This window comes from Pseudomonas sp. B19(2017), assembly GCF_002113165.1.
Lineage (GTDB): Bacteria > Pseudomonadota > Gammaproteobacteria > Pseudomonadales > Pseudomonadaceae > Aquipseudomonas.
On the sequence record NZ_NEJR01000014.1, the window covers coordinates 1 to 22,553 of the forward strand.

15 protein-coding genes, 4 tRNA genes and 1 pseudogene are annotated in these 22,553 nt (G+C 63.1%); 10 read left to right on the forward strand and 10 right to left on the reverse strand.

Annotated features, from left to right (window positions below; all coding sequences use genetic code 11):
- Nucleotides 1–265 precede the first annotated feature (265 nt).
- Nucleotides 266–442: a hypothetical protein gene (locus CAF70_RS27730; protein ID WP_178076398.1), complete on the forward strand. Its 177-nt coding sequence runs from the start codon at nucleotides 266–268 to the stop codon at nucleotides 440–442.
- Here the strand turns inward: CAF70_RS27730 and CAF70_RS18295 are convergent.
- A complete protein-coding gene (locus CAF70_RS18295; RefSeq protein ID WP_063911565.1) occupies nucleotides 423–683 on the reverse strand; it encodes a DUF2798 domain-containing protein in 261 nt (86 codons plus the stop codon). The genes CAF70_RS27730 and CAF70_RS18295 overlap by 20 nt on opposite strands.
- 114 nt (nucleotides 684–797) lie before the next feature.
- Here CAF70_RS18295 and CAF70_RS18300 point away from each other — a divergent pair, with 114 nt between their 5' ends.
- On the forward strand, nucleotides 798–1,727 hold the full coding sequence (locus tag CAF70_RS18300) for a LysR family transcriptional regulator (protein ID WP_085626282.1): 930 nt from the start codon (nucleotides 798–800) through the stop codon (nucleotides 1,725–1,727).
- 43 nt (nucleotides 1,728–1,770) lie between these two features.
- On the opposite strand, the gene CAF70_RS18305 is transcribed toward CAF70_RS18300, so the two are convergent.
- The 3 genes from CAF70_RS18305 to CAF70_RS18315 form a co-directional block, all read right to left on the reverse strand.
- Nucleotides 1,771–3,036, reverse strand: coding sequence for an OmpP1/FadL family transporter (locus tag CAF70_RS18305; protein WP_085626283.1), 1,266 nt, complete (start codon nucleotides 3,034–3,036; stop codon nucleotides 1,771–1,773).
- Between the two features lie 146 nt (nucleotides 3,037–3,182).
- Nucleotides 3,183–3,665, reverse strand: coding sequence for a hypothetical protein (locus CAF70_RS18310; protein ID WP_085626284.1), 483 nt, complete (start codon nucleotides 3,663–3,665; stop codon nucleotides 3,183–3,185).
- 249 nt (nucleotides 3,666–3,914) lie between these two features.
- The gene (locus tag CAF70_RS18315) at nucleotides 3,915–4,139 is read right to left on the reverse strand and encodes a hypothetical protein (RefSeq protein WP_003257337.1); all 225 of its coding nucleotides are present in this window, start codon (nucleotides 4,137–4,139) and stop codon (nucleotides 3,915–3,917) included.
- 948 nt (nucleotides 4,140–5,087) lie between these two features.
- Between CAF70_RS18315 and CAF70_RS18320 the strand changes: the two genes are divergently transcribed.
- Nucleotides 5,088–5,507: a tetratricopeptide repeat protein gene (locus tag CAF70_RS18320; RefSeq protein WP_085626285.1), complete on the forward strand. Its 420-nt coding sequence runs from the start codon at nucleotides 5,088–5,090 to the stop codon at nucleotides 5,505–5,507.
- Nucleotides 5,508–5,589: 82 nt separating this feature from the next.
- Here CAF70_RS18320 and CAF70_RS18325 read toward each other — a convergent pair.
- Nucleotides 5,590–5,955, reverse strand: a pseudogene (locus CAF70_RS18325) (transposase); the annotation flags it as partial.
- 409 nt (nucleotides 5,956–6,364) lie between these two features.
- Here CAF70_RS18325 and rmuC point away from each other — a divergent pair.
- A complete protein-coding gene (gene rmuC / locus CAF70_RS18330; protein ID WP_178076403.1) occupies nucleotides 6,365–7,738 on the forward strand; it encodes a DNA recombination protein RmuC in 1,374 nt (457 codons plus the stop codon).
- Here the strand turns inward: rmuC and CAF70_RS18335 are convergent.
- Complete coding sequence (locus CAF70_RS18335) at nucleotides 7,710–11,186, reverse strand: hybrid sensor histidine kinase/response regulator (protein ID WP_085626287.1); 3,477 nt, start codon at nucleotides 11,184–11,186, stop codon at nucleotides 7,710–7,712. The genes rmuC and CAF70_RS18335 overlap by 29 nt on opposite strands.
- 229 nt (nucleotides 11,187–11,415) lie before the next feature.
- Complete coding sequence (locus CAF70_RS18340; protein WP_085626288.1) at nucleotides 11,416–12,594, reverse strand: MFS transporter; 1,179 nt, start codon at nucleotides 12,592–12,594, stop codon at nucleotides 11,416–11,418.
- Between the two features lie 250 nt (nucleotides 12,595–12,844).
- Between CAF70_RS18340 and CAF70_RS18345 the strand changes: the two genes are divergently transcribed.
- Nucleotides 12,845–14,722, forward strand: a complete 1,878-nt coding sequence (locus tag CAF70_RS18345; protein ID WP_085626289.1) for a 1-acyl-sn-glycerol-3-phosphate acyltransferase — start codon at nucleotides 12,845–12,847, stop codon at nucleotides 14,720–14,722.
- 10 nt (nucleotides 14,723–14,732) lie between these two features.
- On the opposite strand, the gene sugE is transcribed toward CAF70_RS18345, so the two are convergent.
- Together sugE and rdgC are read right to left on the reverse strand one after the other, a co-directional pair.
- Nucleotides 14,733–15,050 carry a quaternary ammonium compound efflux SMR transporter SugE gene (gene sugE, locus CAF70_RS18350; protein ID WP_009686221.1) on the reverse strand — a complete coding sequence of 106 codons (318 nt, stop codon included), beginning with the start codon at nucleotides 15,048–15,050 and terminating at the stop codon, nucleotides 14,733–14,735.
- 267 nt (nucleotides 15,051–15,317) lie between these two features.
- Nucleotides 15,318–16,238: a recombination-associated protein RdgC gene (gene rdgC, locus CAF70_RS18355; protein WP_085626290.1), complete on the reverse strand. Its 921-nt coding sequence runs from the start codon at nucleotides 16,236–16,238 to the stop codon at nucleotides 15,318–15,320.
- A 217-nt stretch (nucleotides 16,239–16,455) separates the two neighbouring features.
- Here rdgC and CAF70_RS18360 point away from each other — a divergent pair.
- The 4 genes from CAF70_RS18360 to CAF70_RS18375 all read left to right on the forward strand — a co-directional run bounded on the left by CAF70_RS18360 (nucleotide 16,456) and on the right by CAF70_RS18375 (nucleotide 16,957).
- Nucleotides 16,456–16,531: transfer RNA gene (locus CAF70_RS18360), tRNA-Val, on the forward strand.
- A gap of 13 nt (nucleotides 16,532–16,544) precedes the next feature.
- Nucleotides 16,545–16,621 (forward strand) — tRNA-Asp (locus CAF70_RS18365).
- A gap of 170 nt (nucleotides 16,622–16,791) precedes the next feature.
- A tRNA-Val gene (locus CAF70_RS18370) sits at nucleotides 16,792–16,867 on the forward strand.
- Between the two features lie 13 nt (nucleotides 16,868–16,880).
- Nucleotides 16,881–16,957, forward strand: a tRNA-Asp gene (locus CAF70_RS18375).
- Nucleotides 16,958–17,182: 225 nt separating this feature from the next.
- Here CAF70_RS18375 and map read toward each other — a convergent pair.
- Nucleotides 17,183–17,959, reverse strand: a complete 777-nt coding sequence (map, locus tag CAF70_RS18380) for a type I methionyl aminopeptidase (RefSeq protein WP_085626291.1) — start codon at nucleotides 17,957–17,959, stop codon at nucleotides 17,183–17,185.
- A 338-nt stretch (nucleotides 17,960–18,297) separates the two neighbouring features.
- On the opposite strand from map, the gene CAF70_RS18385 reads away from it, so the two are divergent.
- On the forward strand, nucleotides 18,298–22,323 hold the full coding sequence (locus tag CAF70_RS18385) for a bifunctional nitrate reductase/sulfite reductase flavoprotein subunit alpha (RefSeq protein ID WP_085626292.1): 4,026 nt from the start codon (nucleotides 18,298–18,300) through the stop codon (nucleotides 22,321–22,323).
- The last annotated feature ends 230 nt before the right edge of the window (nucleotides 22,324–22,553 follow it).

Sequence of the window (22,553 nt, forward strand, 5' to 3'; positions counted from 1 at the left end):
CGAGCGTTTCGGCGAGCGCAACGGCCTGAATCTTGAACTCATCGGTGTAGTTGCGGCGAGTGGTTGGGTACATGGCAACCTCCAAGATAGCGATGTAAGTATCGCTTCTTGGCGTCCGTTGTCACGGGGCAGGCCCACCAAAAAACGCTGCGCTCCCATCATCCGGCCCCTACGCTGCGCTCCGGGGTTCCCTCGCGCCGGTCTTGCTCCCGGGAGTACGCGCTGCAGGCCCCATCCATGGGGCCTCAGCGCTTGACGGGCATCCATGCCCGTCACCTCCCTCCGCAAGACCTCTGCTCGGCCTCCTGAAGTCGCGAAGATCAAGATCAAGATCAAGATCAAGATCAAGATCAAGATCAAGATCAAGATCAAGATCAAGATCAAGAGCCAAAGCGGGGGACTTGCCTGGGTTTCGGGTTACTTCACTTTGCATGCACCGTAATCGCCACCAACCGCACTACCACCGGCCTGACCATCAACACACATACGAACGCCACAGGCATCGCCAACTGGTACGCCTTCAGCACATTACCGAGATATTCGGGGTTGACCCCCGCATTCGCTGCCGTGATCACGAAACACATCAATAGCGCCATGATCGACGACATGTAGAAAGCAAAAACGTAGGGCGTGGCCCCCGGGTGCAATTTCCGTCGGCTGCGCGCCTGGGACAAGTTGCTCATGCGAACTCCTGGAAGGTGAGTAAAGGCGCAGGTTAGCAACGCACCGGGCAGTAGCTGTAGACCAGCCGTACTGAGTTCTTTATAAAGAGATTCTTACGAATCCAAGGGCTCGGCATGGACCTGCTCAATGCCATTCGCAGTTTCATCAAGGTGGTCGAAGCCGGCAGCATCGCCGCCGGTGCCCGCAACCTGGGCCTGAGCCCGGCCGCTGTCAGCCAGAACCTGGCACGCCTGGAAGGCCACTTGCAGGTTCGCCTGCTCAGCCGCACTACCCGCAGTATGGCGCTGACACCCGCCGGTACCCAGTATTACGAACGCGTCAGGCACATCGAGCGCGACCTGGCCCTGGCCGAACAGGCCGTCACCACACCCGACAGTGAACCCCAGGGGCGGCTGTGCATTGCCTCGACGTCCGCCTTCGGTCGCCACGTCCTGGCACCCTTGATACCCGCCTTCAGTGCTCGCTACCCACTGCTTTCGATAGAGTTGGTAACGACTGATCGCCGAGTCAACCATGCGCGGGAAGATGTGGATGTGAGCCTGCGCATTACCCCGCAACTGGAAGACCAATTGCTGGCCCGGCACATCGCCCGTATCCCGTTCATTTGCTGTGCTTCGCCCGGTTACCTGCAAAGCGCCGGCGTACCGGCCACGCCCGAAGCCTTGCGTGACCACCGTTGCCTGGTGTTCCGCTACCCGGTGGATGGGCGCTTCCTGCGTTGGGGGTTCGTGCGCGACGGGCTGCGGTTCGAGGCAGAGTTCGGCAGTGTCCTGATCAGCGACGACATCGATGCCCTGACCCAGATGGCACTGCACGATGGCGGCATCACCCGCCTGGCCGAGTTCATCGTGCGGCCGCACCTGGCCGCTGGAGCGCTGGTACCGTTGTTCGAATACAGCGATGACGGCCAGGCCTATGCCCAGACCGAACCGATGGATATCTACCTGTGCCTGGCCGACCGCTTCGCCATGACCGCTAAAGTGCGTGTGTTCATGGACTACCTGCGCGAATGCCTGGGCGACAGCTGGCAGGTACAGGCCTGAAAAAAACCGCCACGAGGGCGGTTTTTCAGGTAACGCGTACGTCTCAGAAACGGTAGGTGAGGGATGCACCGATACCGTGAGCGCTGTTCTCGTACTTGGTCTGGTAGGTGCCTTTGGTAGCGCTGGCCAGATTGACCTTGACGTCTTCTTCCCACAGGTAGGAGTAAGCGACGTCGATGGTCATGTCGTCGTTCGGGCTCCAGCCTGCACCCAGGCTGAAAATCCGGCGGTCGCCGGTCGGGATACGCGGCGAGCGGTCATGGTTGTTGGTTGGCGACTGGTCGACAGTGAAACCTGTACGCAGCACCCACTCCTTGTTGACCTTGTACGATGCACCAATGGCGTGAGCCCAGGTGTCATGCCAGTTCTGCTCTTCGGTAATGGTCTGGAACGCCGAACCTGCCAGTGGCGCCGGAACATCGTTTTGCACGGTGATATTTTCCAGGCGGCTCCAGCGCGTCCAGGTACTGCCTGCGTACAGGGTCCACTGGTCGTCCAGTTCGTGCGTGACCGAGAGGTCTACCGATTCCGGCGTCTTGATTTTCAGCGTGGCATCGAACTTGTTGCCGTTGAACGGCCCGATCAGCGGCGTGCTGACGCGGGTCTTGCCCTCGAGCTTGTAGTCGACCATCGAGTGGTAGGTCAGGCCGACACGGGTACGGTCGGTCGCCTGCACCAAGATACCGATGTTGTAACCAACGGCGGTATCGTCACCCTTGATCTTCACTTCGCCGTCATTGCGGCCTGGGGTGAACGGGTTGATCAGGTTCGAACCCAGTTCCCCTTCGATGCGGTTGATGGTCGGACCAAAACCGATCGAAACCTTGTCGTTGAAGGCATAGCTGACAGTCGGCTGGAACGTCACAACCTGTACGTGGCTCTTTTTGCCCCAGTAACGTGCGGCGTCATCGCTGCCGTAGTCGGTTACCAGGCCGAAAGGTACATAGACACCGAAGCCGACGCTCCAGTGGTCGTCGATCGGCTTGACGTAATAACCCATGGGTACGCCAACTACAGGCACCATGTCACCATCGGTTTCCCCCCCGAGATTGCTGCCCGGGCCCGAGATGTCGGTCTTGGCGATGACGGCTGCGCCGCCCACGGTGAACTGTTCGCGCTTGAGGCGGGACATGCCGGCCGGGTTGCCAAAGACGGTGCTGGCATCTTCGGCAGAGGAAGAACGTCCCGCGAAACCTGTCCCCATGCTGCTGATGCTCTGTTCGTTCAGCGCGAAGCCGCTGGCAAGCAGTTGGCTGGAAGCAAGTGCAACGGCTACGCCGAGGGAGGCTTTGAGCATTACTTTTTTCATTATTAGAAACTCCTTGGGATCTCCGGGGCGAAAAGCTACCAACAATTCACGCGCCGCGCTATAGCCGCAATCGCCGGAGATAGAGCGGTTTTGTAGGACAATCCGACCAAAATTCCCTTTTTTCCGGGTACTTTGTAGGACACGTCTCAAGATGCCTGCGGCAATCTCTGATCTATGCAGGTATGCCAGGCGTGGGTGAAGTCGCGCAGGCGACCCTGGGGGTTGAAAATCTGCCGCCAGATCCGTGCCAGCGCGAGCAGATCGTCAGCAGCAGGCAATGGCGTGGCCTGCTCTTCGACGAGCATCCAGGCGATGGCTGTGGAGTAGCGCAGGTTGACGGCGAGTTCCAGATGAGGCCCGCCCAGGAAGGCGTGTTGGCTGGCCAGGCCGCGGACCAGGCTGGCCAGGTCGGGGTCACGGGCGAGGTAGTCGTCCCAGATCGCCTGGTGTCGGTGTTCGCCGATGCGGTACAAGCCATGCCCTCGGCGGTCGTGCAGGGCCGACCCCAAGGCCGACTGGCTGGCGGCGATGCCCAGCAACAAGGCTTCGGCGCTGGCGCAGTGACGGTTCAGGTAGACCAGGGTGGGTCGTATCACATACTGACACAATTCATTCGCCGCGATACCCATGATGCCCTCGAGCAGGTAAGGGCCGGACGGGCGCTGGAGCTTGGCAGCTGGTGAATGATCAGGCCCGCCGGAAGCGGTAAGCACCGCTCGAGTTGAAGTGTAGTGTGATAATCGTGGTGTAAAGGGCTGTTTTTAAATCGATTACTGCCTGAGGTACCGGGCTATATGCCTTAAGGCAATTACGCCGGGAACGTTCAGGCAGGCTTGTGATGGGATGATTCAGCGCATGAATACCGCGGTATTCGCCGCTCACGCGGTGAGCGACTGGCGGGTTCGGGCGATGACCGCCTGCAACGGTTCGCTGCGGCTGTACTGTTCAGGGTACAGCCGCTCGGTGTGGCAGGCGACGCCGTGTTCGTCTACCAGGGTGAAGCTGAAGCTGCCCTTGCGAGGGGCAACGATAAGGCACTTCAACGGCGAGAAGGCCTGGGAGAGGGTGCCAATGGCAGCCTGAATCTGATGATGGGTTTGCATATTGTTGGAGGTTCCTGCTTTAAACACGGGGTTATGATCCGTGCATGATAGAAACGTTCCAGTGACGCCTTTATTAAGGGACGAACGAACCTGACTGGAACAGGGCAGCCAGAGGGAGCGCAATCAAAGGTGGGCGCGTGGGCTGACTGGTAGGTACTTCAGAAGGCAGGCAGCACATCGGGGCCAAGGTTCTAGGCCGTCGGGGTGGGATCCTGATCAATCTGTCACGTGATTCGTGCTTGAACAGCGCAGGGCTGGCGAGTGAATCATCGAATAGGCCGGTCCTGGTTTCAGCAGCACCACTCTTGGGAGGAGGGACTGCAAGGACGCTTGAGGCCAGAATTGACTTTCAGCTTGGTACTAACGAGGCGCACCTTACCGAAAAAAAAGGCGCTTGGCAAGCCTTTGATGTTGTTCAGATCAGCCGAATAGTATGGCGCGTATTTGCCCGACTGGGAAGAGGGGTGGAAAGGGCCGCAACCGGCCTTATGTACCGATTCAGTGCACTCAAATGAAGGTTCAGGGTGCACTTGTTCACATTTCGGGCAGCGCTTGTAACTGCTCGGCAACACGCCCCGGCAGCCTCGCCAATGCCTTGACTGGGCGGTTAAGTCAATGAAAAAAAACACTATTTTCAGCTGGTGAAAAAATCGTCAGTTTGACCGAAACCCCCAATTCACGGGGGTTTGCGGGGTATGAGAGGGGGTTGTCCACCGAGTTATCCACAGGAACTGTGGATTGTCCCGTGCGCTTGCTCTAGGACGGGCGTGCCAGCAATACGGCGAACTGTCCGACAATCGACATGCTCGGAGAGACCGGTTGGTCATCCACCTGAAAACGTCAAGAAAAGATCGTTGAAAATTTTTTCAATCCGCCAGAAATCGAAAGGCCAGTGCGCTAAAAAAAGGGTAGAGTGGCGCGCCTTTCGAGTTGCCAAACCTGTTGCCCATGAAGTTTCGCGGTAAACACCTCGCCAGCCCCACTGCATCGACGCCTGCGCCTCCCCCCGAACGTTTCTCCCTGAAAGTGGCCTTGTGGCTGCTCGACAACCCGCGCCTCGGTGACAAGCCGCAGGTCAAGCACCTGGCCGGGCACCTGTTGAAGCAGCCGGCGCGCCAGGGCGTGGTCGTGGCGCAAAGCCGCCTGGGCCAGATGTTGTGCCGCGATTGCGGCAATGCCCGTGACCGGCGCATTGGCCATGAACTGCTGCGCCAGGCCGCCCGCGCCGGTGATCGGCGAGCGCAGCTGGAGTATGCGCGGCTATGCCAGCACAACGCGCCGGAGCAGGCGCGGTACTGGCTGGAGCTAGCGGCGGGGCAGGGGTCGCAGGAGGCGCGGCGGCTTCTGAGGCAGTGGTTTCCTGCCTGAGTATGTTGCCTGTACGGGCCCTTTCGCGGGCAAGCCCGCTCCCACAGGTACTGCACAGACCTGAAGATAGAGGTAATCCTGTGGGAGGGGGGCTCCAAGGGCGAAGGTCCTCGCCCTCATTTTTCAGAAAACGGGACAGCAATCGAGCATCGGAAGGGTCAGTTTTAACCCGGCCTCCAACGCTTTTTCGGTAGTTGCTCAGTTGGAAGCCATCAATGACATAAACCTCGAAACCCAGGCTATGGGCCTGCTCAACCAAGTCCAGGTGGTAGACATTGGTCGCCTCAACAGCAATTGCAGTATTGAGGGGCTGCTGTTTCAGCCAGCGTTTGATTTCGAGTTTGGAGTTTTTCAGTCTGATAATTTCATCGCGATCATCGTGGTGGATAACCAGTTCAGCTTTCGCGACATCCGCACCCACGATCAACTTACCTGCCTGCATTGCCATGGGCGGCTCCTCACGTTATGGTTTTTCGGCTTGAAGGGGTTTCACCAAGAGGCGCTGGCTTGCTTCTATCGTCGCTTGCAAACGATGCATTCTTTATCGGCGCTTTGGTGGAAGGGGTGGGGCGATGTCTCCCACGGTCTGTACTGCTGCGAACAGTCAGAATCGGGCATTTAGTCCCACCACCCCTTCAAGTCTAACCATACAAGCGGGCTTGCCCGCGAAGAGGCCCGCACAGGCAACACGTCGCTTTGGCTGATAAGCTGCACCGCAATCATCAGGATCATTCGGGGTAAGCATGACAGTGGATCTGGCCAGCATTCTGCTGGGCTTGGTGGCAGGTGCATTACCTTGCCTGGGTTGGGTCATGCAGGTGCAGCGCCGCCAGGGCGTGCGGCAGGGCGAGCAGGCCTTGCTCGAAGAACGCCTCAATGCTGCCCTGCTGGCCCAGGCCGGCCTGCAGGCGCAACTGGACGCCAGCCGCGACGAGGTCAGCGACCTCAGCGAAGCCAATACGCTCAAGCAGACCCAGCTGGCCGCCCAGGGCCGTGAGCTGGAACTGCTGCAGATCGACCGCGACAATGCCCGTGATGCCGCCCATGCCTGGAGCATCGAGCGGGCCAGCCGCGAAGCCGAGTTGCGTCGGCTGGAGGCCCAGTCCGCGCGCCTGGAGGCCGAACTGCGCGAGCAGCAGGAAAACCACCAGCAGCGCCTGGAAGACCTGCAGGAAGCCCGCGACACCCTGCGCGCCCAGTTCGCCGACATGGCCACCAAGATCTTCGACGAGCGCGAGCAGCGCTTCGCCCAGACCAGCCAGCAGCATCTCGGCCAGTTGCTCGACCCGCTCAAGGAGCGTATCCAGGCCTTCGAAAAACGCGTGGAGGAAAGCTACCAGCAGGAAGCCCGCGAACGCTTCTCGCTGGGCAAGGAACTGGAGCGCCTGCAGCAGCTCAACCTGCGCCTGTCCGACGAAGCCACCAACCTGACCCAGGCGCTGAAAGGCCAGAAAACCCAGGGCAACTGGGGTGAGCTGATACTCGAGCGGGTATTGGAGCATGCCGGCCTGGAAAAGGGTCGCGAATACCAGACCCAGGTCAGCCTGAAAAGCGCCGACGGCGAGCGCTTCCAGCCTGATGTGCTGATCATGCTGCCCGGTGACAAGCAGGTGGTGGTGGATGCCAAGGTCAGCCTCACCGCCTACCAGCAGTTTGTCGCCGGTAATGACGAGGCCGCGCTCAAGCAGCACGTGCAGTCGCTGCGCAGCCATGTCAAAGGCCTCTCAAGCAAGGACTACAACCGCCTCGAAGGCCTGCACAGCCTGGATTTCGTGCTGCTGTTCGTGCCGATCGAGGCAGCCTTCTCGGCAGCCTTGCAGGCCGAGCCAAACCTGTTCCAGGAGGCTTTCGACCGGCAGATCGTGATCGTCAGCCCGACTACATTGCTGGCCACCCTGCGGGTCATCGACAGCCTGTGGAAGCAGGAACGCCAGGGCCAGAACGCCCGTGAGATCGCCGAGCGTGCCGGCTGGCTGTACGACAAGTTCGTGCTGTTCATCCAGGACCTCGACGAGCTGGGCAACCGCCTGCAGCAGGTGGACAAGGCCTATGCCGCCGCGCGCAACAAGCTGTGCGAAGGGCGCGGCAACCTGGTCAGCCGCAGCGAACAGCTGAAGCTGCTGGGCGCCCGCGCCAGCAAGAGCCTGTCGGCCGACCTGCTGGAGCGGGCGCTGTCCGACGAGGCGTTGGCGGATGAAGCGCTTACTGAACCAGGCTCAGATGGCGATTGAGCATGGCGCGCAGGGCCGCCGGCTTGACCGGCTTGGCCAGGTAGTCCAGGCCAGTGGCATGCACCATGGCGATGGTTTCCTTGCTGCCGTCGGCGCTGATCACCACGCCTGGTACCGGCTCACCCAGACGCGCGCGTAGCCAGCCCATCAGCCCGGTACCGGTCTCGCCGTCGTCCAGGTGGTAGTCCACCAGTGCCAGATGCGGGCGCATGCCCTCGGCCAGCAGGGCCTCGCATTCGACGCGGTTGCGCGCGGTCCACACCTGGCAGCCCCAGCGGCTGAGCAGGCTGTTCATGCCGATCAGGATGCTGTCTTCGTTGTCCACGCACAGAACCTGCAACCCGGCCAGTGGCTGGCCGCCCTGTTCCACCGGGGCGCTGGGCGCCGGGGCGGCCTGGCGGGCAATCGGTACGCTGACGCGGAACACCGTGCCCTTGCCAGGCCACGAGCGCACTTCCAGCTTGTGCCCTAGCACCCTGCACAGGCCGTCGGCGATCGCCAGGCCCAGGCCCAGGCCCTTCTCGGCACGGGTCTGGTGGCTGTCCAGGCGCTTGAACTCCTGGAAGATCTCCTGCAGCTTGTCGTCGGCGATGCCTGGGCCGCGGTCCCACACTTCAAGCCACAACTGTTCGCCCTGGCGCCGTGCGCCCAGCAGGATCGGGCTCTTGCCATAGCGCAGGGCGTTGGTCAGGAAGTTCTGCAGCACCCGGCGCAGCAGCTTCATGTCGCTGTCCACCCGCAGGCGGCTGCCGCGCAGGCGGAACTCCAGGCCTTTTTCGGCGGCCAGCACCTTGAATTCGGCGCCCAGGGTGTCGAACAGTTCGTTGAGGGCGAAGGGCTTGGCATCCGGGGTGATCTTGCCGTTTTCCAGGCGCGAGATGTCCAGCAGGTCGCTGATCAACTCTTCGGCCGAGCGCAGCGAGCTGTCCATGTGCTGCACCAACTGCCGGGCTTCTTCATTCATGCCCTCGGCCTGCTGCGACAACGCGGCGGAGAACAGCCGGGCGGCGTTCAGCGGCTGCATCAGGTCGTGGCTGACTGCGGCCAGAAAGCGGGTCTTGGACTGGCTCACCGCTTCGGCACGGCTTTTTGCTTCGGACAACGCCTGGTTCAGTTGCGACAGCTCTTGAGTGCGCTCCGCCACCCGTTGCTCCAGGCCTTCGTTGGCATCGCGCAGGGCCTGTTCGGCCTCGCGGAACGGCGTGATGTCGGTGAAGCTCATGACGAAACCGCCGCCGGGCATCGGGTTGCCGATCAGTTCGATTACCCGGCCATTGGGGAACAGGCGTTCGGAGGAGTGCGCACGGCCCTGGCGCATCCAGTGCAGGCGCCGCGCTACATGCACCTGCGCCTCGCCCGGGCCGCACAGGCCGCGCTCGGCGTTGTAGCGGATGATGTCGGCGATCGGTCGACCCACGCTGATCAGCCCGTCGGGGTAGTTGAACAGTTCCAGGTAACGGCGGTTCCAGGCCACCAGGTGCAGGTTCTGGTCGACCACGCTGATGCCCTGGTTGATATTCTCGATGGCCCCTTGCAGCAGGGCGCGGTTGAACTGCAGTACCTCGCTGGCTTCGTCGGCGATACGCACCACGTCTTCCAGCTGCATGTCGCGGCCTTCGATGGCGGCCTTGACCACGGCGCGGGTCGACGAGGTGCCGAGCACCCCGGCCAGCAGGCGTTCGGTATGTTCGATCCAGTCGCCGTCGGCGTTCTGGTTGGGGTTGAAGCCCTTGCCCTGGCGGTAGGCGAAGCGGATGAAGCTTTGCCTGGCGCGTTCTTCACCGACGAAACGCGAGGCCAGGGTCAGCAGGTCGTCGATCTGCACCGCCAGCAGCGGCTTGCTGCTGGGCCTGGCGCTGGTCTGCTGGCCGATGAAGCGGCCGGCCTGCCAATGCTCGGAAACCCGCGTGCGCGACAGCACCGAAACCCAGGCGAACAGGGTGAAGTTGCCCGCCAGTGATAGCACCACGCCCTGGGTCAGCGGGCTGATCGGCAGGTTCAGCGGGTTGCCGTGCAGCCACGCAAGCCCTGGGAACAGCTGCAGCGGCCAGCCCACGCTGTGCGCGGCAATCGGCAGCACCAGGGTGTAGAACCACAGGAAAATACCTGCGGCCAGGCCGGCGAACACACCACGGCGGTTGGCCTGCTTCCAGTACAGCGCCCCGAGCATGGCCGGTGTCAGCTGGGTCACGGCGGCGAAGGCGATCTGGCCGATGGTCGCCAGGCTGGCGGTGGAGCCCAGCAGGCGGTAGCTGACATAGGCCAGCAGCAGGATCACCACGATGGTCACCCGGCGTACCGAGAGCATCCAGTGGCGAAACGCTTCGAACGGCCGCTCGGCGTTGGTCCGGCGCAGCAGCCAGGGCAGCAGCATGTCGTTGGAGACCATGGTCGACAGCGCCACGGCCTCGACGATGACCATGCCGGTGGCCGCCGAGGCGCCACCGATGAATGCCAGCAAGGCCAGGCTCGGGTGGGCCTCGGCCAGCGGCAGACTGATGACGAACGAGTCGGAAATCACTGTGCCCGGCAGCAGCATCTGCCCGGCCAGGGCGATCGGCACCACGAACAGCGCGGCCAGCGCCAGGTACATCGGGAAAACCCAGCGTGCCAGGCGCATGTCCTGGGGCTCGATGTTCTCCACCACGGTGACGTGGAACTGCCGCGGCAGGCAGATGATTGCCATCATCGCCACGGCGGTCTGTACCACCATCGACGGCCAGTTGATGGTTTCCTGCCAATAGTCCTGCAGGTGGATCGACTGGCGGGCCTGGCTGAACAGGTCGTCGAAGCCGTCATACAGATTGAAGACAACGAATATGCCCACGGCCAGGAAGGCCAGCAGCTTGATCAGCGATTCGAAGGCAATCGCCAGGACCATGCCGCGGTGGTGTTCGGTCACGTCCAGGCTGCGGGTACCGAAGACGATGGCAAACAGTGCCAGCACCAGTGAAACAACCAGCGCGGTGTCCTGTACGCGGGTGCCAGTGGCGTCGGCATTGGCGCCGATCAGCAAGTTGACGCCGAGCACGATGCCCTTGAGCTGCAAGGCGATATACGGCAGCACGCCGACCAGGCAGATCAGCGCCACGACCACCGCCAGGGACTGCGACTTGCCGTAGCGCGCGGCGATGAAGTCGGCAATCGAGGTGATGTTCTGTTGTTTGCTGATCAGCACCATCTTCTGCAGCACCCAGGGCGCGAAGATCAGCAGCAGCACCGGGCCCAGGTAGATCGGCAGGAAGGCCCAGAGCTGTTCGGCGGCCTGGCCGACCGCGCCGAAGAAGGTCCAGCTGGTGCAGTACACGGCCAGCGACAGGCTGTACACCCAGGCACGCAGCTTCGGCGGCAACGGCGTGCTGCGGCGGTCGCCATAGAAGGCGATGGCGAACATGATGGCCATATAGGCCAGGGCGACCACGGCGATCAGCCCGCTGGACAACGACATGAAAACTCCGAAGCAAAAAGATAACGCGGTCCCGATCAATCAGTCTGGCACGCAGGTGCCGCTTCGTCAGCGCAGACGATGGTCGCAGTGGCAGGTGGTCGCAGGGGGCATCCTGTACCGGCCTCTTCGCGGGCGCGCCCGCTCCCACAGGTACGGCGCTGCCCTCAAGGCATGTGATATCCCTGTGGGGGGAGCGGGCATGCCCGCGAAGAGGCCGGTACAGCCAGCATCAATTAGTGCGGGTACCCAGCCAATAAAACACCCCTGCCAGTATCACCGACAACACCAGCAGGTAGAAGATCGCCCCCGGCCACAGGTGGACCAGGGCAAACCCCACCATCACCGGCCCCAGCGCCGCGCCGAGGTTGGACAGGTTCTGTGCACCGTAATACACCCCACGCAAGTGCTCCGGCGCGATCAGGTCAATGAACATGTACTCGGCCGGGATCACGATGATCTCGCCCAGGGTGAACACCAGCATCGCCAGGCACCAGGCCAGCGCCGAGCCGGCCAGGGCAAAGCCCAGCAGCCCGGCGATGAACAGGCCCATGCCGGCCAGCAGCCAGGGCATCAGGCGCTGGCGGCTGATACGGCGGCCGATCAGGTATTGCAAGGCAATCACCGTCACTGCGTTGGTGGTCACCAGGTAACCGATCAGGCGCGCCGCCTCGGCCGGGCTGCTGGTCACCACCAGGTACTGCGAAAGGTAGGCGGTGAACTGGCCGAACACCACCGCGCTCAGCACCCCGCCCAAGGTGAAGCATACCAGCCGCCGGTCACGGGCCAGCCTTAATGCCACCTGGCCAAAGCCGACCCCGGGCTTGTCCGGCACACTGGCCTGCAGGCTGCGGTCACCCAGGCGCCAGTAGGCCAGGCACATACCCAGGCCGAGCAGGGCGGAGGCGATGAACGGCATATGCTCATTCAGCTCCAGCATGGCCACGCCAAGCAGCGGGCCGGCGGCGTAGCCGACGTTGCTGAGGGTGTACTTGATGGCGAACACTTCGGCCCGTTCCTCCACCGGGAGCAACGCGCAGAAGCCCGCCTTGGCGGCGATGTCGACCACTGCCAGGGCCAGGTTGATCAGCACCAGGCAGAGAAAGAACAGCAGCGCCGAGTGGCTGGCGACTGCGCCGACGAAGGCCAGGGCAAACAGCAGGGTGCTGGCGCTGACCAGTGTGTGGTTGCGCAAGGTATCCACCAGGTGGCCGCCATACAGGCTCAGCAGCGAGGCGATGATCAGCGCGCCACCGATCAGCAGGCCGATCTGGCTGATCGGCAGCTGAAAGTTGTCGGCCAGGTACACCACCAGGTAGGGCAGGGTAAGGGCACGGGCGACGGTGAGGGTAAAGGTGGTGGTAAGCAGCAGGCGTACGGTGTGCGGGTAGCGTTTTATGGCGGCGAGCATTGCCACATCCTTGTTGTTCTGTTTTGCCGGGGGCCAGCATATGCCAACAGAGGCCTGCTGCGCAGGCCTTTCGCGGGCACGCCCGCTCCCACATGCCCTCAAGGCATGTGGGAGTGGGCGTGCCCGCGAAAGGGCCGGTACAGCCCTGCAAAGTCCTTGAGCGCTTGCCAGCCAGCGCATTTCCCATGCAGATTTGTGGCTTGTTGCGCCCGGCGCGCCTCCAATCGAAAAGCCCTCAGGACCAAGGACGATGAGTCACTCCTCGCAATTCACCTTGCTCGGCAAGCGGCGTTTCCTGCCGTTTTTCATCACCCAGTCGCTGGGTGCCTTCAACGACAACCTGTTCAAGCAGTCGCTGATTCTGGCGATCCTGTTCAAACTCAGCCTGGGCGACGGTGATCGTTCGATCTGGGTCAACCTGTGCGCCTTGCTGTTCATCCTGCCGTTCTTCCTGTTTTCGGCGCTGGGCGGGCAGTTTGGCGAGAAGTTCGCCAAAGATGCGCTGATCCGGGCGATAAAGCTGGCCGAGATCGCGATCATGGCGGTAGGCGCGCTCGGCTTCATCACCAATCACCTGGCGCTGATGCTGGTGGCGCTGTTCGGCATGGGAACCCACTCGGCGCTGTTCGGCCCGGTGAAGTACTCGATCCTGCCGCAGGCCCTGCGCGAAGAAGAACTGGTCGGCGGCAACGGGCTGGTGGAAACCGGTACCTTCCTGGCGATCCTCGCCGGCACTATCGGCGCAGGAGTGATGATGTCCAGCGAAAGTTATGCCGCCGTGGTGGCCGGTGGCGTGGTCGGCACTGCCGTGCTCGGCTACCTGGCCAGCCGCTGGATCCCGCGGGCCGCTGCTGCGTCACCGCAAATGCCGCTGGACTGGAACATCTTCAAGCAGTCGTGGGCGATCCTGCGCATGGGTCTGGGGCAGCCCCCGGCAGTGTCGCGCTCGATCGTCGGCAACTCGTGGTTCTGGTTCGTCGGCGCCATCTACCTCACGCAGATCCCGGCCTACGCCAAGGACTGGCTGCACGGTGATGGCACGGTGGTGACCCTGGTACTGACCTTGTTTTCGGTGGGGATTGCCCTGGGTTCGCTGCTATGCGAGCGGCTGAGCGGGCGCAAGGTGGAAATCGGCCTGGTGCCGTTCGGCTCGTTCGGCCTGAGCCTGTTCGGCCTGCTGTGGTGGTGGCACTCCGGCGATGTACCCGCTGCGGCGGCGCCGCACGATTGGCTGGCGCTGCTGGGCATGGGCCAGGCCTGGTGGATCCTGCTGTCGATCGTCGGTCTTGGGGTTTTCGGCGGCTTCTACATCGTACCGCTGTATGCACTGATCCAGGCCCGCACGGCCGAAGACCAGCGCGCACGGGTGATTGCTGCCAACAACATCCTCAATGCCCTGTTCATGGTGGTGTCGGCAGTGCTCACCATTATCCTGCTGGGCCTGGCCGATTTGAGCATCCCGCAGCTGTTCCTGGTGGTGTCGCTGCTCAATATCGCGGTCAACGCTTATATCTTCAGGATCGTGCCCGAGTTCACCATGCGCTTCCTGATCTGGCTGCTCAGCCATTCGATGTACCGCGTGCAGCACCGCGACCTTGAGCGCATTCCCGACGAAGGCGCGGCGCTGCTGGTGTGCAACCACGTGTCGTTCGTCGATGCGCTGCTGCTGGGCGGGGCGATCCGGCGGCCGATACGCTTTGTCATGTATTACAAGATCTATAACCTGCCGGTGCTCAATTTCGTGTTCCGCACCGCAGGCGCCATCCCGATTGCCGGGCGCAACGAAGACCTGGCCATCTATGAACGTGCTTTCGCGCGCATTGCCGAATACCTGGCCGATGGCGAGCTGGTATGCATCTTCCCGGAGGGCAAGCTGACCGGGGACGGCGAAATCGATGTGTTCAAGGGCGGCGTCAACCGCATCCTCGAAGAAACCCCGGTGCCGGTCATTCCGCTGGCCTTGCAGGGGCTATGGGGCAGCTTCTTCAGCCGTGACCCGGCCAAGGGCTTTTTCAAGCGCCTGTGGTCGCGGGTGACCATCGTGGCAGGCGCCGCCATCCCGGTGGAGGCGGCGCAGCCAGAAGCGTTGCGTGAGCAGGTCAGCCGCCTGCGCGGTAACCTGCGCTAGTGGCAAGGGGTTAGCTGGCGCTGACTTTCAGGCCGACCAGGCCTGTAATGATCAGCGCCACGCTGACCAGGCGTACCAAGGCCATGGACTCGCCGAACAGGATGATGCCGGCGATCACCGTGCCGACGGCGCCGACGCCGGTCCAGATGGCATAGGCGGTGCCCAGCGGCAGCTCTTTCATGGCCAGGCCCAGCAGGCCCAGGCTGATGGCCATGGCGGCGACGGTGAGGACGGTGGGCAGTGGCTTGCTGAAGCCGTCGGTGTATTTCAGGCCGACGGCCCAGCCGACCTCGAACAGGCCGGCGAAGAACAGGATGATCCAGGACATGGTGCGTCTCCATCGTTGTGAAGGATGGGGCCGTCCCCGGAATGGTCACGCGGTGCGTCGTGAGGTCGTCCTCACAGTGGAATGCCATGGTGCACATATGCAGCCCTCTGGGCAAGCCTGTGCGGGCGGCTTCGCGGGTAAACCCGCTGCCACAGGGATCTCCACAGTTTTCAGACCTGTGCGGTACCTGTGGGAGCGGGTTCACCCGCGAAAGGGCCGGTGCAGGCGAAAAATGATTTTCAGGCCAGCACCGGCATTTCAGACCACTCAAACCCCTTGCGGAATCTCTTCCCCGCCCAGCGCCTCGAACAGCACCGGCAGGAATTCGGCAAAGGTCATCATCATCAACTGGAAGCTGGCATCGAACTGCTGGGCAGCCTCATCGCCACCGTCCTGTTCGGCCTGCTCCTGCAGCAGTTCTTCGAACTTCAGGCGCTTGATCACCATCTTGTCATCCAGAATGAACGACAGCTTGTCCTGCCAGGCAAGGGCCAACTGGGTGACCACCTTGCCAGTGCTCAGGTGCAGCTGGATTTCCTCGCCGGTCAGGTCCTGCCGCTTGCAGCGTACGATGCCGCCGTCTTCGGCGGTGTCGCGCAGTTCGCATTCGTCCAGCACATAGAAGCCTTCGGCAGCTTGCTGCGACTTGACCCACTCGGTCATGGTAGCGACCGGTGCGATTTTCACGGTGGCCGGGCGCACCGGCAGCGAGCCCATCACTTCACGCAGGGTCGACAGCAGGTCTTCGGCACGCTTGGCGCTGGCGGAATTGACCAGGACCATGCCCAGGCGCGGGGCGATGGCGGCGAAGATCATCGAGCGGCGGATGAACGCGCGCGGCAGGAAGGCCTGGATGATCTCGTCCTTGATCTGGTCGCGTTCCTTTTTATAGACCTTGCGCATCTGCTCGGTCTCGATCTCTTCGACCTTTTCCTTCACCGCGTCATTGACCACGCTGCTGGGCAGGATGCGTTCTTCCTTGCGCGCGGCAATCAGCAGGTACTCGCCGCTGACATGTACCAGGGGAGCGTCTTCGCCTTTGCCGAACGGCGCGACGAAACCATAGGTGGTCAGCTCCTGGCTGGCGCAGGGGCGGGCCGGCTTGCTGGCCAGGGCCGCTTCCAGCGCTTCAGGCTCGAACGGGACATCCTGGGTCAGGCGGTAGGTCAGCAGGTTCTTGAACCACATGAGGGGCAATCTCTCCTTAATGCATAAGGCGCGCATTATTCTCCGAGCGGCGGTCTCAGGCCAGCCCTGTCGGAGTGCCAGTAGCCGTTGTTGGATGCAAAGATGCACGAGGGAACGCTAGGTCTTTGAAAGGCCTGAGTTTTTTTTTGAAAAAAGTTTAAAAAGTGCTTGCCAGTGTACGGAGCCGTCCGTAGAATGCGCGCCACACCGAGACGAAGGGTGATTAGCTCAGCCGGGAGAGCATCTGCCTTACAAGCAGAGGGTCGGCGGTTCGATCCCGTCATCACCCACCACTCGATGTTTAGCGCAGCGGTAGTTCAGTCGGTTAGAATACCGGCCTGTCACGCCGGGGGTCGCGGGTTCGAGTCCCGTCCGCTGCGCCATATTTCACTTCCAGGGCCTACTGAACACCCGGGAGTAACAGAGAAAGCGACCTCATGGTCGCTTTTTTTGTGCCTGCGATTTGGTGTTTCAGCGAAATTTGCAAAAAGTTCGATAAGAGCTTGCCAGAGCGCCAAGTCGCCCGTAGAATGCGCGCCACACCGAGAGACATGGGTGATTAGCTCAGCCGGGAGAGCATCTGCCTTACAAGCAGAGGGTCGGCGGTTCGATCCCGTCATCACCCACCACTCGATGTTTAGCGCAGCGGTAGTTCAGTCGGTTAGAATACCGGCCTGTCACGCCGGGGGTCGCGGGTTCGAGTCCCGTCCGCTGCGCCATATTCCGCTTCCAGGGCCTACTGAACACCCGGAAGTCACAGAGAAAGCGACCTTAGGGTCGCTTTTTTTGTTTCTACATTGAGCAAAAAACTATCTTCTATTGCCTGTCAGGGCCTCATCGCCGGCAAGCCAGCTTCCACCTCGACCGCGTTGATCTCAAGCCATGCGCTATCCCTGTGGGAGCTGGCTTGCCGGCGAATGGGCTGCAAAGCAGCCCCGGCAATCTCAGCTGCGACGCTCTTCTTCCCGCAACGTCAGCACTTCAAAACCCTCCTCGGTCACCGCCACCGTATGCTCCCACTGAGCCGACAAGCTGTGGTCACGGGTTATCACTGTCCAACCATCTTTCAAGGTGCGCGTCCCGCGCCCGCCCTGGTTGATCATCGGTTCGATGGTGAACACCATCCCCGGCTGCAACTTCAGGCCCATCCCGCGCTGGCCAATGTGCAGTACCTCCGGCCCTTCATGCATCTGCTGGCCAATGCCATGCCCGCAATACTCACGCACGACGCTGTAGCCGGCCGCTTCGGCATGGGTCTGGATGGCATGGCCGACATCGCCCAGCCTTGCCCCGGGGCGTACCTGTTCGATGCCTTTCCATAGCGCGTCATAGGTGGTGTCGACCAAGCGCTGCGCCTCATCGCTGATCGGCCCGACGCTGTACATCTTCGACGAGTCGGCGATATAGCCGTTCTGTTCCAGGGTGATGTCGACGTTGATGATCGAGCCTTCCTTCAGCACTTCATCGACCTTGGGCATGCCATGGCACACCACATGGTCCACCGAGGTGTTGAGCGAATAGGGGAACCCGTACTGGCCCTTGCTCGCCGGGCGGGCCTTGAGCGTGCCGATGATGAACGCCTCGGCGCGGTCGTTGATCTGCATGGTGGTCACGCCAGGGCGGATGAAGCTGTCGAGGTCCGCGAACACCTGGGCCAGCAGCTGGCCGGCGCGGCGCATCAGGTCGAGTTGGGCGGGGGTCTTGATAATCACCTGGGACATGGTGGAGTGCAGTGGCTCGTGCTGGAATGTGCCCCAGCATAGCGCCATGGGGTGTGGGGTTGCCATCGCATGGTGCACAGCCTGTACCGGCCACTTCGCGGGCACGCCCGCTCCCACAGGTACAGCACTGCCCTCAGGCCTTGCGATATCCCCGTGGGAGCGGGCATGCCCGCGAAAGGGCCGGCACAGCTGGCCCATTAATTGCTGATCTACCGCTACCCAGGGCTATCAACGTCGACAGCCCACAAAAACCTCACGACAAAGGCGCCGTGTTGCCCCGCTTGCCCAGCAAGCAGGGGCAGCCGGCGCCTTTTTGCGTTCCCTACAGGAGCCCGCCCATGGTCAATAGCGAAGTGCGCAGCGTCTGCCCCTACTGCGGCGTCGGTTGCGGCATCGTCATGAGCGTTGCCGATGGCAAGGTCGGCAAGATCAGCGGCGACAAGCAGCACCCCAGCAACTTCGGCCGCCTGTGCACAAAAGGTCTCACCGCACACCTGCCGCTGACCGCCGCCGGGCGCATGGAAGATGCCTATGTGCGCCAGCAGCGCAGCCAGCAGCCAGCGCGAACCGGCATCGACCAGGCCATCGCCGCCGCCGCTGCGCGCCTGCGCGGCATCATCGACCAGCACGGCCCCGACGCCGTGGCACTGTACGTGTCCGGGCAGATGTCGCTGGAGGCACAGTACCTGGCCAACAAGCTGGCCAAGGGTTTTATCCGCACCCGTCACATCGAGTCCAACTCGCGCCTGTGCATGGCCAGTGCCGGCAGCGGCTACAAATTGTCGCTCGGCGCCGACGGCCCGCCCGGCAGCTACCAGGACTTCGAGCACGCCGATGTATTCCTGGTGATCGGCGCCAACATGGCCGACTGCCACCCGATCCTGTTCCTGCGGCTGCTCGACCGGGTCAAGGCGGGGGCCAAGCTGATCGTCGTCGACCCGCGGCGCAGTGCTACCGCCGACAAGGCCGACCTGTTCCTGCAGGTGCGCCCCGGCAGCGACCTGGCCCTGCTCAACGGCCTGCTGCACCTGCTGCTGCGTAACGGCCACACCGACCCCGGCTTCATCGCCCGCCACACCGAAGGCTGGGACGAACTGCCGGCCTTTCTCGATGCTTACACCCCTGACCGCGTGGCCGCTATCACCGGGCTGGCCGAGGCCGACCTCATCAGGGCTGCCGAATGGATCGGCAGCGCCAGCAACTGGATGAGCTGCTGGACCATGGGCCTGAACCAGAGCATCCATGGCACCTGGCACACCAATGCAGTCTGCAACCTGCACCTGGCCACGGGAGCCATCTGCCGCCCCGGCAGCGGGCCGTTCTCGCTGACCGGCCAGCCCAATGCCATGGGCGGTCGCGAGATGGGCTACATGGGCCCCGGCCTGCCAGGGCAGCGCTCGGCGCTGGTGGCGCAAGACCGCGCCTTCGTCGAGCAGCAGTGGCAATTGGCGCCAGGCAGCCTGCGCAGCGAAGGCGGCGAGGGCACAGTGGCGCTGTTCGAGCAGATGAAAAGCGGTGCGGTCAAGGCCTGCTGGGTCATCTGCAGCAACCCGGTGGCCAGTGTCGCCAACCGCCAGCAGGTGATTGACGGCCTGCGCCAGGCCGAACTGGTGATTACCCAGGATGCCTTCCTCGACACCGAAACCAACCGTTACGCCGACATCCTCCTGCCGGCCGCACTGTGGGCCGAAGGCGAGGGCGTGATGATCAACAGCGAGCGCAACCTCACCCTGATGCCGCGCGCCGTCGAAGCGCCAGGGCAGAGCCTGCCTGACTGGCAGATCATCGCCCGGGTCGCCTGCGCCATGGGCTACGCCGACGCCTTCGACTACCCCGATGCCGAAGCGGTATACGAGGAGATTCGCCGTTTCCATAACCCGGCCACTGGCTACGACCTGCGGGGTATCGGCTATGCCGAACTGCGCGAGCAGCCGCGCCAGTGGCCCTGCGCCCCGGGCCGCGAAAACCCGCGCAGCCCGCTGCGCTACCGCAACGACGGCAGTAGCCAGGCGCTGTTGTACGACGCCCAGGGCGAATGCCCGGCGTTAGCCTTCCCGACCGCCAGCGGCAAGGCCCGCTTCTTCGCCCGGCCCTGGTTGCCGGCAGCGGAGCTGCCGGATGCCGATTACCCCCTGGTGCTGAATACCGGACGCGTACAGCACCAGTGGCACACCCTGACCAAGACCGGCAAGGTGCCGGCGCTGAACAAGCTCGAGCCTGGCCCCTTCGTGGAAATCCACCGCGACGATGCTGCCCGCCTGGGCATCGCCGAAAAGGACCAGGTTGCCATTCGCTCGCGCCGCGGGCAGGCCGTGCTGCCCGCGCGCATCAGTGACCGGGTAAAGCCGGGCAACTGCTTTGCCCCGTTCCACTGGAACGACCTGATCGGCGAGCAACTGGCGATCAACGCCGTGACCTGCGATGCGGTCGACCCGCTGTCGCTGCAGCCGGCGTTCAAGCACTGTGCCGTGGCCCTTGAGCGGGTTGCAGGCGAGCGTATCGAAGCCGTTGATCTGAACACTGCCCTTCCGGAGCCAACCCGCATGCCCACCGCCACCCTGTCCCGACTGCTTGGCCTGGACACCTTGCCAGCCCCGGTACTGGCCGAGGAAGAGCGCCATTACCTGCAAGGTTTCCTGCTGGGGCTGGACCAGGCCCGCGCCGAGGGCGTGCCCTGCCTGCCGGCCAGTGCGCCGTTGGCTGCCAACCGCCGGCTGTTCGTCGATGGCTTGCTGGCCGGGCTGTTCGCCCAGCCGGCGGTACTGCCTGATGCGGCACTGGCGGCGCCACGGCACCAGGTTCTGTGGGCCTCGCAGACCGGCAACGGCGAGCTGCTGGCCGAACGCTGTGCCGAGCACCTGCGGAGCGCTGGCCTCGATGTACGGCTCAGTTGCATGGACGCGGTCAGCCCCCGTCAGTTGCAGGGCGCCGCCAGCGTGGTGCTGATCGCCAGCACCTTTGGCGATGGCGACGCGCCCGACAGCGCGGCGGCGTTCTGGCAGGCCTTGCAGGGCGAGGAGGGAGCCCACTGCGCCGAACTGCCTTTTGCCGTGCTGGCCCTGGGCGACTCCAGTTACGACCAGTTCTGCGGCTTTGGCCGAAAACTCGACCAGCGCCTGGCCGAGCTGGGGGGGAGGCGCCTGCTGCAGCGGGTGGACTGCGAACCGGACTTCGACGACGCCTTCGCCGCCTGGCTGGATGCGCTGCTGCCCACGCTAGGCAGCGCCGCGGCACCGCAACCGGTCACCGAGCCATTGCCAGTGGCGGCCTACGGCAAGCAACAACCCTGGGCCGCAACGCTGCTGGAGAACCGCTTGCTCAACGGACCGGGTGCCAGCAAGGAAACCCGTCAACTGGTATTCGACCTGAGCGGCAGCGGCTTCACCTATGCCGCAGGTGATGCCCTGGGCGTGTGGCCGCGTAACTGTCCGGCCCTGGTCGACGAACTGCTGGCGCTGATGCAGCTTGATGGCCAGACCCTGGTCGAACTGAAAGGGCAGCCCGCCATGCCGCTGACCGAAGCCCTGCAAGCGCACCTGGAGATCGCCAAGGTCACCACACAGCAGTTGCAGGCTTTCGCCGTCAATGCCCCGGACCTGCAGCGCCTGCTGCAGCCCGAGTGCAAGTCCGAGCTGCAGGACTGGTTGTGGGGCCGGCAACTGGTCGATGTGCTGTGCGCCTTCCCCCAGCAACTGCCGCTGGCCAGCTGGCTGGAGCTGCTCAAGCCATTGCAGCCGCGCCTGTATTCGATCAGCTCCAGCCCGCTGGCGCACCCGGAGCAGGTGCACCTGACCGTTTCCACGGTGCGCTATGGCGCGCGCAAAGGGGTGTGTTCGAGCTTTCTTGCCGACCGTGCGCAGGCACTGAAGGTGGCCATCTTCCCGCAGGCATCGAAGCACTTCCGCCTGCCCGAGGACGATAGCGTGCCGGTGATCATGGTCGGCCCCGGCACCGGCATTGCGCCGTTCAGGGCCTTCCTTGAGGAGCGAGAGGCACGTGGAGCGAAAGGGGATAACTGGCTGTTCTTTGGCGAGCAGTACGCGGCCACCGATTTCTATTACCGGGAGCAGCTGCAGGCCTGGCAGGCGACAGGACACTTGCGCCTGGACACAGCGTTCTCGCGCGACCAGGCCGAGAAGGTCTACGTGCAGCAGCGCATGCTCGATCACGGCGCGCAGTTGTGGCAGTGGCTGGAGGCGGGCGCGTACTTCTATGTGTGTGGCGATGCGCAGCGCATGGCCAAGGATGTGGATGCGGCGTTGCGGGCCATCGTCGCCGAGCATGGCGGCATGGATGCAGCGGCGGCTGCGGCTTATGTCGAAGCGCTGGGCAAGGCCAGGCGGTATCGGCGGGATGTGTATTGATGTGCACCAGGACGGGGAGTGATGCACTTGGAATGTGCATTTGCTGTGCTGGCCTCTTCGCGGGCATGCCCGCTCCCACAGGTACTGCACAGGTCTGAATAAACGTGGAGAACCCTGTGGGAGCGGGCGTGCCCGCGAAGAGGCCGGCACAGGAAACAGGGTTGGCACACTCCCTGCTTTACCCCAGCTACAACAAAGCCCACTGATCAACGGCGATCAACCCGGGCCCC

Coding starts and splice junctions, on each gene's coding strand:
- CAF70_RS18320 (WP_085626285.1), top strand. CDS start 5,088: ATGAAGTTTCGCGGTAAACACCTCGCCAGCCCCACTGCATCGACGCCT.
- CAF70_RS18310 (WP_085626284.1), bottom strand. CDS start 3,665: ATGGGTATCGCGGCGAATGAATTGTGTCAGTATGTGATACGACCCACC.
- CAF70_RS18340 (WP_085626288.1), bottom strand. CDS start 12,594: ATGCTCGCCGCCATAAAACGCTACCCGCACACCGTACGCCTGCTGCTT.
- CAF70_RS18295 (WP_063911565.1), bottom strand. CDS start 683: ATGAGCAACTTGTCCCAGGCGCGCAGCCGACGGAAATTGCACCCGGGG.
- CAF70_RS18300 (WP_085626282.1), top strand. CDS start 798: ATGGACCTGCTCAATGCCATTCGCAGTTTCATCAAGGTGGTCGAAGCC.
- CAF70_RS18305 (WP_085626283.1), bottom strand. CDS start 3,036: ATGAAAAAAGTAATGCTCAAAGCCTCCCTCGGCGTAGCCGTTGCACTT.
- CAF70_RS18335 (WP_085626287.1), bottom strand. CDS start 11,186: ATGTCGTTGTCCAGCGGGCTGATCGCCGTGGTCGCCCTGGCCTATATG.
- sugE (WP_009686221.1), bottom strand. CDS start 15,050: ATGTCCTGGATCATCCTGTTCTTCGCCGGCCTGTTCGAGGTCGGCTGG.
- CAF70_RS18315 (WP_003257337.1), bottom strand. CDS start 4,139: ATGCAAACCCATCATCAGATTCAGGCTGCCATTGGCACCCTCTCCCAG.
- rdgC (WP_085626290.1), bottom strand. CDS start 16,238: ATGTGGTTCAAGAACCTGCTGACCTACCGCCTGACCCAGGATGTCCCG.
- CAF70_RS18385 (WP_085626292.1), top strand. CDS start 18,298: ATGGTCAATAGCGAAGTGCGCAGCGTCTGCCCCTACTGCGGCGTCGGT.
- map (WP_085626291.1), bottom strand. CDS start 17,959: ATGTCCCAGGTGATTATCAAGACCCCCGCCCAACTCGACCTGATGCGC.
- CAF70_RS18345 (WP_085626289.1), top strand. CDS start 12,845: ATGAGTCACTCCTCGCAATTCACCTTGCTCGGCAAGCGGCGTTTCCTG.
- CAF70_RS27730 (WP_178076398.1), top strand. CDS start 266: ATGCCCGTCACCTCCCTCCGCAAGACCTCTGCTCGGCCTCCTGAAGTC.